The organism is Streptomyces sp. NPDC002676 (genome assembly GCF_053592455.1).
This window is the reverse complement of record NZ_JBSFVT010000038.1, coordinates 25671-33911: the sequence shown is the minus strand read 5'-3', so window position 1 is coordinate 33911 and position 8241 is coordinate 25671. Positions and strand designations below refer to the sequence as shown.

Sequence of the window (8241 nt, the reverse complement as noted above, 5' to 3'; positions counted from 1 at the left end):
TCCTCGTCGGTGATCCGCTGGTACATGTCGAAGAGGTTGCCGTACTTGGCCTCGACGGCCCCCCGGCCCATCCGCTTGATGGCGTCCGCGAAGTCGAGATACACACCCTGACCGCCGGGCCCGACACCACGCCCCTCGTCACACACGTTCTTCGCAGCACGCGAAGCGATGTCACGGGGCACAAGGTTGCCGAACGAGGGGTAGATGCGCTCCAGGTAGTAGTCGCGCTCGTCCTCGGGGATCTCGTTCGCCGGACGCGTGTCGCCCTTCGCCTTCGGCACCCAGATACGCCCGTCGTTGCGCAGCGACTCACTCATCAGCGTCAGCTTCGACTGGTGGTCGCCGGTACGCGGAATACAGGTCGGATGGATCTGCGTGAAGCAGGGGTTGGCGAACCAGGCGCCCCGCCGGTGCGCCCGCCAGACCGCGGTCGCGTTGGAGTTCATCGCGTTCGTCGACAGATAGAAGACGTTGCCGTAGCCGCCGGATGCCAGCACCACCGCGTCCGCGACATACGTGTCGATCTTCCCGGTCACCAGGTCACGCGCCACGATGCCGCGCGCCCGCCCGTCGATGACGATGAGGTCGAGCATCTCGGTACGCGCGTGCAACTCGACGTTGCCCGCAGCGATCTGCCGGCTGAGCGCCTGGTAGGCGCCGAGGAGGAGCTGCTGGCCCGTCTGACCGCGGGCGTAGAAGGTGCGGGAGACCTGGACGCCGCCGAAGGAGCGGGTGTCGAGCAGGCCGCCGTACTCACGGGCGAAGGGCACGCCCTGGGCCACGCACTGGTCGATGATCTCGACGGAGATCTGCGCCAGGCGGTGCACGTTGGACTCACGGGCGCGGAAGTCGCCGCCCTTGACCGTGTCGTAGAAGAGCCGGTGGATGGAGTCGCCGTCGTTGCGGTAGTTCTTCGCCGCGTTGATACCGCCCTGCGCGGCGATCGAGTGGGCGCGGCGCGGGGAGTCCTGGAAGCAGAACTGGACGACGTGGTAGCCCTGTTCGGCGAGCGTCGCACCAGCCGAGCCGCCGGCCAGGCCGGTGCCGACGACGATCACCGTGTGCTTGCGCCGGTTGGCCGGGTTGACCAGCTTCGCCTCGAAACGCCGCCTGTCCCACCGCTCGGCGATCGGCCCCGTCGGCGCCTTCGTGTCGGTGACCGGCTCCCCGGTCACGTACTCGGCATAGTCACCCATACTCAGCTCACCACTCCCGTCATGACGCCCACGGGCACGGAGATGAAGCCCGCCGTCAGCAGCAGCGCCAGCCCGTTCGCCGTGATCTTCAAAGTCCGGTCGACCGCCTTGCTGCTCACACCGAGGGTCTGCGCGGCACTCCACATCCCGTGCCGCAGATGCAGGCCCAACGCGAGCATCGCGACGATGTAGATGACGTTGCCGTACCAGTGCGAGAAGGTCGCCACCACGTTCTGGTACGGGTGACCGGGCTGGAAGCCCGGGTGAACCGTGCCCGTCGTGATGTCCAGGATGTGCCAGACGATGAACAGGCCGAGGATCACCCCGCCCCAGCGCATCGTGCGCGTCGCGTAGCTCGGACGCTCCTTCTGGTGCACGTACTTGCTCGGACGGGCCCTGATGTCACGGCGGCTGAGCTGGTACGCGCAGACTCCGTGCGCGATCGCCGAGGCCAGCAGCACCACGCGCGCACTCCAGATGAACCACATCCGGTGCAGGAACGGGTCGCCCAGCGTGCGGATCCACTCCCCGTACGCATTGAAGTCGGCCGCACCGAAGTAGATCTTGACGTTCGCGATGCAGTGCACCACGAGGTAGCCGATGATCACCAGGCCGCTCACGGCCATGACCGCTTTCTTGCCCACCGTCGAGTCCCACACCAGACGCGTTCTCGACGGACTCGTACGCGTAGCCAGAGTCATGAAAATCGATGGTATGGGCAAGAGTTGCGAGTACTCCAAGTGATCGTGTGCATGAATTCGATAGGCCGAACCTATCGACCCTCGTCCGGTATGGGGGCGTCCGCAGGAAACTCACACAGAGCTGACGTTCCCCATACCTACACGTGCGGGAATTTGACGCAGCCCTCCTAGTCTCACCGGAGGAGCTGCCGAGCCGATGAACTCGGGCGACTCCCAACTCCCTGGTACTGCATCCCATTTGATCCCCCACGAAGCGGTCGATCGGAAGGAGTACGAGAAACATGAGCACGACCGCGGCTGTCACCCGGTCCCCGGTCCGAAGCGCCCCCACCAGACAGCCCGAGCGGCACCATTCGCGATCGCCGTTCCACGCCGCGCTCGAGTCCGCCCGCCACGACGTGGCGATCGTCTACGCGGGGCAGGGAATCACCCCGGCGGTGGTCCGGCAGGACAAGCTCAGCCTCACGAAGCTGCTGCACCGCTGGGTGCAAGTCTCCGTGATCTGGGACGAGCGGGCGCTCGCCGCCCCTCACCTGGCGTCCTACGCCTCGTGGCAGGCCAGCTCCGGGATCCGGACCCGGTGCGTCGCCCGGACCCCCGTCACCTTCGCCCTGCTGGACAACCAGACGTCCGTGGTGTGCCAGGAATCCGGTAGCGAGGGCGGTTTGAGCGGATCGGCCACCACGTCCGACTGCTCCGAGACCACGGGGATGCTGCGCTACGCCTTTCACAGCCTGTGGGAGGAGGGCACCCCGCGGTCGGCCGACGGTCACGCCCCCGACGACGACCAGTTCCAGAGCGTGCTCCGGCTCCTGGCCAGCGGCTACACCGACGAACAGATCGCCGCCTCGCTCGACGTCTCCAAACGGACGGTGAGCCGCAAGGTCAGCAGGATGATGCAGGAGCTCAACGCCCAGAGCCGGTTCGAGGCGGGCGCTCTCGCCGCCCGGCGCGGGTGGTTCAACAAGACCTCGGGCATGGCCAAGCGCGATGCGCGCCATCCGCTCTGACGGTCCGCCGCTTTACGACAGAGTCCGTCGGTGAGCGGACAACTGCCCGTCTTCGAAGCAAAGTTCGGCCATCGTGTCCCCCGTTGCGCATGACTCCCGCTGACCGTCTCGGCCGCCCACTCACATCGGCGCGCGAAAGGTAGACCGTTGAATCCGATCCAGCGCTGGACAGACAGAAAAGCCGGGACAACGGCAGAGCGGCCGGTCGTGCTGCTGCTCGGCGGCAGCCCGAGCACCGGATCACACACCACAGCCGTCATCGAGGCCGCTGCCCTGATGCTGACCGAACTGGGCGCGGACCCGCTCGTGTGGGACCTGGCGACCCAGCCCCTGCCCATCGTCGACCCGAGCTGTCACGGCCGGCCCGAGCTCTACGCGGACCCGTACGCCCGAAAGCTCGGCCAGCTGGCGGCGGAGGTGGACGCCTTCGTCATCGCCTCGCCCATGTACCACGGCTCCTTCTCGGGCGCGGTCAAGAACGCGCTCGACCACCTGGACGTCACGCCCCTCGCGGGGAAGCCCGTCGGGCTGCTCACCCACGGCGAGAACCTGTCCGCCGTCCAGGCCTGTGACGCGCTGCGCACCGTCGTACGGGCCATGCGGGGCATCGCACTGCCGGAGCAACTGGTCACCGTGCCAGGGGACTTCGCACGCACTGCCGAGGGCAGCAGGGTCCTGAGCGCGGCCGAGGCCCACGACCGGCTGCGCTCGCTGTGCCGGGCGCTGGTGGAGATGGCATGGCGGCTCGGCGGCGCGGCTGCCTCGGTGCCGGCGGCCGGGACACCTCGTACATGAACGGCGGCCGGCTTTGCCGGGCGGAGGGTCGATTCCGTGTCGTCCAGGACGTTTCTGCCCTCTCACGACTTCCATGAACTCTGGAGAGACGCCATGACCATCGGAGACATACCCAAGCTGGGGGCCTTCAGGAAGCCGGCCAGGATCTACGAGGTCCCCTACCTGCCCCTGGGGAGCACCGTCGGGGCCTCGGAGATCGCGGCGGTCACCGAAGCCATGAGTTCCGGCGAGACGCTGTCCGGCGGGCCCTGGCGGGAGCGGTTCGAGAGCGACTTCCGGGCGTACGTGGGAACGCCGTACGCCATGAGCACCACCAGCGGCACGGTCTCCCTGGAACTGGCCATCCACCTCCTGGACCTGCGCCCCGGCGACGAGGTGATCGTCACGCCGCAGACCTACCAGGCGACGATCCAGCCGCTGCTCCAGTACCCCGACGTCACGGTGAAGTTCTGCGACATACGCAACGACACCCTCAACATGGACCCACGCTGCCTGGAGCGCCTGATCGGGCCGAAGACCCGCGCCGTCATCCTGGTCCACTACGGCGGTCACCCGGCGGACATGCGCGAGATCACGGACATCGCCCGGGCCCACGGCGCCCTGGTGATCGAGGACGCCGCGCATGCGCTGGGCGCCTCCTACCACGGCGAGCGCCCCGGCTCGCTGGCCGACATCGGGTGCTTCAGCTTCCATGCCAGCAAGAACATCACCACGCTCGGCGAGGGCGGCATGGTGACCTTCGCCGACGAGGGCTGGGCCGAGCGCCTCGACCGGCTGCGCGGCAACGAGGTGGACGCGCGCTTCGTGGCCCGGCAACACACCTTCGGGGACTCCAAGGAGCCCCTGCCCGGCGCCCTCTACCCGGGCAGCGCGTACACCCACGACGTGGTGGCCATGCTGCGCCACGGCACCAACGCGACCCTCGGGGAGGCCGCCGCCGCGATGGGCACGGCCCAACTGGCCGCGCTGCCCGAGCTGGTGGGGCGGCGGCGCATGATCGCGGCCCGGCTCCGCGAGACGCTGCGCGCCTTCGACGGGATGGTCGACGTGTACGAGGAGCCCGCGGGCGTCGTGCACGCCCAGCACCTGTTCGCGTTCTTCGTCCGGGAGCCGGACCTGCTCAACCGCAACCGGCTGCTGCACGAACTCGACGAACGCGGCGTGCAGACGCCGCTGCGCTACTTCCCCCTCCACCTGCTCCCGGAGTGGCGCTCGCGGGGGCACCGCTACGGGGAGTGCCCCACGGCCGAGCAGGTGTGGTTCCACGAGCAGGTCAACCTGCCCTGCCACCCCGGCCTCAGCGACAGGCAGGTCGACATGCTGTGCGACCTGCTCTCCGACGCCCTGCGCGCAGCGCGCACCCGCTGACCGACGGAAAGGCCCGCCGTGTTGAAGCTTCTGGACGCGCACACCGTCCGGCACGTGCTGTCGGTCGACGACCTGGCCTCCGCCATCGGCGCCGTGTTCACCGAACAGCACGGCGTCGGGGCCGACTTCACCCGCAGCTCCGTGCACACCGGCGAGGGGGACCTGCTGGTGATGCCCGCGGCGTACGCGTCGGCGCTGTCGGTGAAGCTCATCACCCTCTTCGACAGCGCGCGGGCCCGGGGCCTGCCCACGGTCCAGGGCCTCGTCGCCGTCTTCGACGCCCGGTCCGGCGCACCCACCGCCCTCATCGACGCGCAGGCCCTGACCGAGCTGCGTACGGCCGCGGTCACCACCCTCGCCACGGACATACTGGCGCGCAAGGACGCCCGCACGCTGGCCGTCATCGGGGCCGGCGTCCAAGGCCGCGGGCACCTGGAGGGCCTCGCCCCGATCCGGCCCTGGGACGAGGTGCGGCTCTACAGCCGCGATCCGCGCCGCGCGCACCGGCTCGCCGAGTGGGCCGCCTCAGACGGCCCCGGACTCGACGTGACGGTGTGCGACAGCGCCGAGGCGGCGGTGGCCGGCGCGGACGTCATCTGTACGGTGACGTCGTCCCCCGAGCCGCTGTTCGACGACTCGGCGGTGGCGCCGGAAGGCGTGCACATCAGCGCGGTCGGCGCGTACGGCAGGGAGCGCCGGGAGCTGCCGTCCGCCCTCGTGGCGCGCTCCACCGTGTTCGTCGAGTCCGCAAAAGCCGTGCTCCGTGAGGCCGGCGACCTGCTCATCCCCATCACGGAGGGCGTTCTTCCGGACGCTCCTCCCCTGGTCGAACTGGCCGAACTGCTCGGCGGAGGGCATCCCGGCCGCCGCGACGCCAGCGAGACGACCCTCTTCAAGTCCGTGGGCATCCCGCTGGAGGACGCCTTCACGTGCGACCTGCTCTACCGCCGGGCCGTCGAGCAGGGCGCGGGCACCGACGTCCGGTTCGGCTCCGCGCCCCGGTGAGGTGCCGCTGCTGAGACGGTGACGTCAGATCCAGCGGCGTTCGACCACTCGTACCCCCGCCTCGAAGCGACTCTGGGCGCCCAGGCGTTCCATGAGTTGGGCGACCATACGGCGCACCGTGCGGTCGGACGTGTTCAGGCGGCGGGCGATGGCCTGGTCGGTCAAACCCTGCAACAGCGCGGCAAGGATCTGCTGTTCGGCCTCGCTCAGCACCACTTGGGGCTGCGCGAGGGGCTCCGCCTGCTGCCAGAGGGTCTGGGCCAGGATCCGCAGGGCGGACAGCGTGCCCGGGTCCTCCGTGCGCGCCCAGGTGAAGCCCGAGTGGGAGCGCGTCGTCATCAGGGCGCCCTGGTCGGTGAGCATCAGGGCGCCCGGCGGCAGTCGGTGGCTCTGCCTCACCTGGGCGCCGCTCTGCAACCAGTCGGCGTACGTGGCCTGGGCGCCAGGGTCGTACGACAGGGGGAAGGCGATCCGGACGTACTTGCTCCGGTCCTCTCCGCGCAGAGCCTGCAGGACGGGTTCGTCGAGGGCGGGGCGGTTCCAGTAGCAGAACACGTCCCGGCCGGACCCGTCGGCCAGCCACCGGGCCGTACGGATCGGATCGCATTCGTCCGGCTGCGTATCGAGCGGAAGATCGTAGATCGTCATCGTTTGCCTCTTCAACTGCCTCTTCAACTCGGTGCCTCGTCGGGCGGGCATGTAACCGGGCTGCTCGTGGGATTCCTGGGCAGGCTGCCGCTCGGGACGCGGTTCCGCGTGTTCGACGCGGTGGCGGTGCGGCCGCCGGAGGACTGGACCGGTACGCCGCCGAGCAGATGGAGCCTCGTGATGAGGCCACCGGGTGTGCCGGGGAGCAGCTCCAGGCGGCCACCGGACGACTCGATGAGCTGGCGGGCGATGGACAGGCCGATGCCGCCGCCCTTCTTCGACGACGGACCGGAACAGCCGCGCTGCAGGGCCGCTTCGCGGTCCTTGTCGGGCAGGCCGGGGCCTTCGTCGCGCACCTGGATCAGCAGCCGGTTGTCTTCCGTCATGACCTGGATGCGGATCGCGCTCCCCGTCGGCGAGTACTTCAGCGCGTTGTCGAGCAGGACGTCCAGCGCCTGCTCGACGGCGCCGGAGCGGCTCAGCCCCCAGGCATGCCGCGGCATGCTGACCTTCAGCTGAACGCAACGCTGTTCGGCCACGGGGGCCCAGCCCTGGACGCGTTCCTCCACCACCGCGCACACGTCGACGACCTGGGTCCTGTGGTCGGCGGGCACGGAACGCGCGTGCTCCAGCATGTCCGTCAGGGTGCGGTGGAGCCGGTCCACGTCGGACAGGATGCGGGCCTGCCGTTCGACAGCCGCCTCGGGCAGGTGTGGGCGGAGGTTCTCCACCCTCAGGCGCAGCGCGACCATGGGGTTGCGCAGCTGGTGGGCCACGTCGGCGAGGAACGTGCGCTGCTTCTCCATCGTGGTCTGCACGGACGCGGCCAACACGTTGATGTCCTCGGCGAGCTGGTCCAGGTGGTACCCGCCGAGCGGAGGTTCGGCCCGGACGTGGAACTCGCCGTCGGTCAGCGACCGCAGGACGCCGCTGAGCTGGTCGGAGGCGAAGCGCGTGCGGCGCCTCAGGACCAGCAGCGGCAGCGCGCACAGACCCAGGCCGACGGGCTCGGCGGCGGCCAGCAGTCCCCAGGAGGTCAGGACGCTCTCACGCCACCGGTCGGCGGGCTCCCGCACCCACAGCACCGAGGTACGCGCGTCCTTCCCGCGCACCGTCGTCCAGGCACTCAAGTGGTCGCCGAGGTCGGGCAGTCGTGCGGGAGCCGTCACCTGAACACCGATGGTGTCCGCCGAAACGGGTAACCGAGCCAGCTTGTCGGTCACGCGCGCCGAAGGGGTGCCGGAGGTCACGACGGTGCGGTCCGGCAGGCGTACATAGAGGTCGGCGTGCAACTCCCTTGAGAGAGTGTTGAGTTGTGGGCGCAGCCGGTGCGTCGGCGTGTCTTCGAGCGACGCGGAGAGCCGGCCTTGCGCCGTCACGAGAGTCGACACCAGATGGGTCCGGGCCTGTTGTGCGGCACGTTCTTCGAACAGCCAGCCGGTCAGCACCAACAAGGCGGTCAGGACTGCACCGCACAGGGCAGCGAGAATCGCCGTGGGGAACGGGCGCATCGGTCTT

The 8241-nt window shown here is 69.4% G+C and carries 8 protein-coding genes; 4 read left to right on the top strand and 4 right to left on the bottom strand.

The window, feature by feature from the left end; all coding sequences use genetic code 11:
- Both sdhA and ACWD3E_RS41535 read right to left on the bottom strand, forming a co-directional pair.
- The coding region (gene sdhA / locus ACWD3E_RS41540) for a succinate dehydrogenase (quinone) flavoprotein subunit (protein ID WP_451392653.1) at window positions 1-1196 on the bottom strand (1196 nt) is incomplete at its 3' end.
- Between the two features lie 2 nt (window positions 1197-1198).
- On the bottom strand, window positions 1199-1897 hold the full coding sequence (locus ACWD3E_RS41535) for a succinate dehydrogenase cytochrome b subunit (RefSeq protein ID WP_451392652.1): 699 nt from the start codon (window positions 1895-1897) through the stop codon (window positions 1199-1201).
- 281 nt (window positions 1898-2178) lie between these two features.
- Between ACWD3E_RS41535 and ACWD3E_RS41530 the strand changes: the two genes are divergently transcribed.
- The 4 genes from ACWD3E_RS41530 to ACWD3E_RS41515 all read left to right on the top strand — a co-directional run bounded on the left by ACWD3E_RS41530 (window position 2179) and on the right by ACWD3E_RS41515 (window position 6075).
- A complete protein-coding gene (locus ACWD3E_RS41530; RefSeq protein ID WP_451392651.1) occupies window positions 2179-2907 on the top strand; it encodes a response regulator transcription factor in 729 nt (242 codons plus the stop codon).
- A 147-nt stretch (window positions 2908-3054) separates the two neighbouring features.
- Window positions 3055-3702, top strand: a complete 648-nt coding sequence (locus tag ACWD3E_RS41525) for an NADPH-dependent FMN reductase (RefSeq protein ID WP_451392650.1) — start codon at window positions 3055-3057, stop codon at window positions 3700-3702.
- A 93-nt stretch (window positions 3703-3795) separates the two neighbouring features.
- Window positions 3796-5070, top strand: a complete 1275-nt coding sequence (locus tag ACWD3E_RS41520) for a DegT/DnrJ/EryC1/StrS family aminotransferase (RefSeq protein ID WP_451392649.1) — start codon at window positions 3796-3798, stop codon at window positions 5068-5070.
- 18 nt (window positions 5071-5088) lie between these two features.
- The gene (locus ACWD3E_RS41515; RefSeq protein WP_451392648.1) at window positions 5089-6075 is read left to right on the top strand and encodes an ornithine cyclodeaminase family protein; all 987 of its coding nucleotides are present in this window, start codon (window positions 5089-5091) and stop codon (window positions 6073-6075) included.
- 24 nt (window positions 6076-6099) lie between these two features.
- On the opposite strand, the gene ACWD3E_RS41510 is transcribed toward ACWD3E_RS41515, so the two are convergent.
- Both ACWD3E_RS41510 and ACWD3E_RS41505 read right to left on the bottom strand, forming a co-directional pair.
- Window positions 6100-6723: a response regulator transcription factor gene (locus tag ACWD3E_RS41510; RefSeq protein WP_451392647.1), complete on the bottom strand. Its 624-nt coding sequence runs from the start codon at window positions 6721-6723 to the stop codon at window positions 6100-6102.
- A gap of 23 nt (window positions 6724-6746) precedes the next feature.
- Window positions 6747-8234, bottom strand: a complete 1488-nt coding sequence (locus tag ACWD3E_RS41505) for a sensor histidine kinase (protein ID WP_451392646.1) — start codon at window positions 8232-8234, stop codon at window positions 6747-6749.
- Between the last annotated feature and the right edge of the window lie 7 nt (window positions 8235-8241).

What these genes read in the sequence shown, in the direction of transcription:
- ACWD3E_RS41535 (WP_451392652.1), bottom strand. Translation starts at nt 1,897, where the DNA reads ATGACTCTGGCTACGCGTACGAGTCCGTCGAGAACGCGTCTGGTGTGG.
- ACWD3E_RS41530 (WP_451392651.1), top strand. Translation starts at nt 2,179, where the DNA reads ATGAGCACGACCGCGGCTGTCACCCGGTCCCCGGTCCGAAGCGCCCCC.
- ACWD3E_RS41520 (WP_451392649.1), top strand. Translation starts at nt 3,796, where the DNA reads ATGACCATCGGAGACATACCCAAGCTGGGGGCCTTCAGGAAGCCGGCC.
- ACWD3E_RS41510 (WP_451392647.1), bottom strand. Translation starts at nt 6,723, where the DNA reads ATGACGATCTACGATCTTCCGCTCGATACGCAGCCGGACGAATGCGAT.
- ACWD3E_RS41505 (WP_451392646.1), bottom strand. Translation starts at nt 8,234, where the DNA reads ATGCGCCCGTTCCCCACGGCGATTCTCGCTGCCCTGTGCGGTGCAGTC.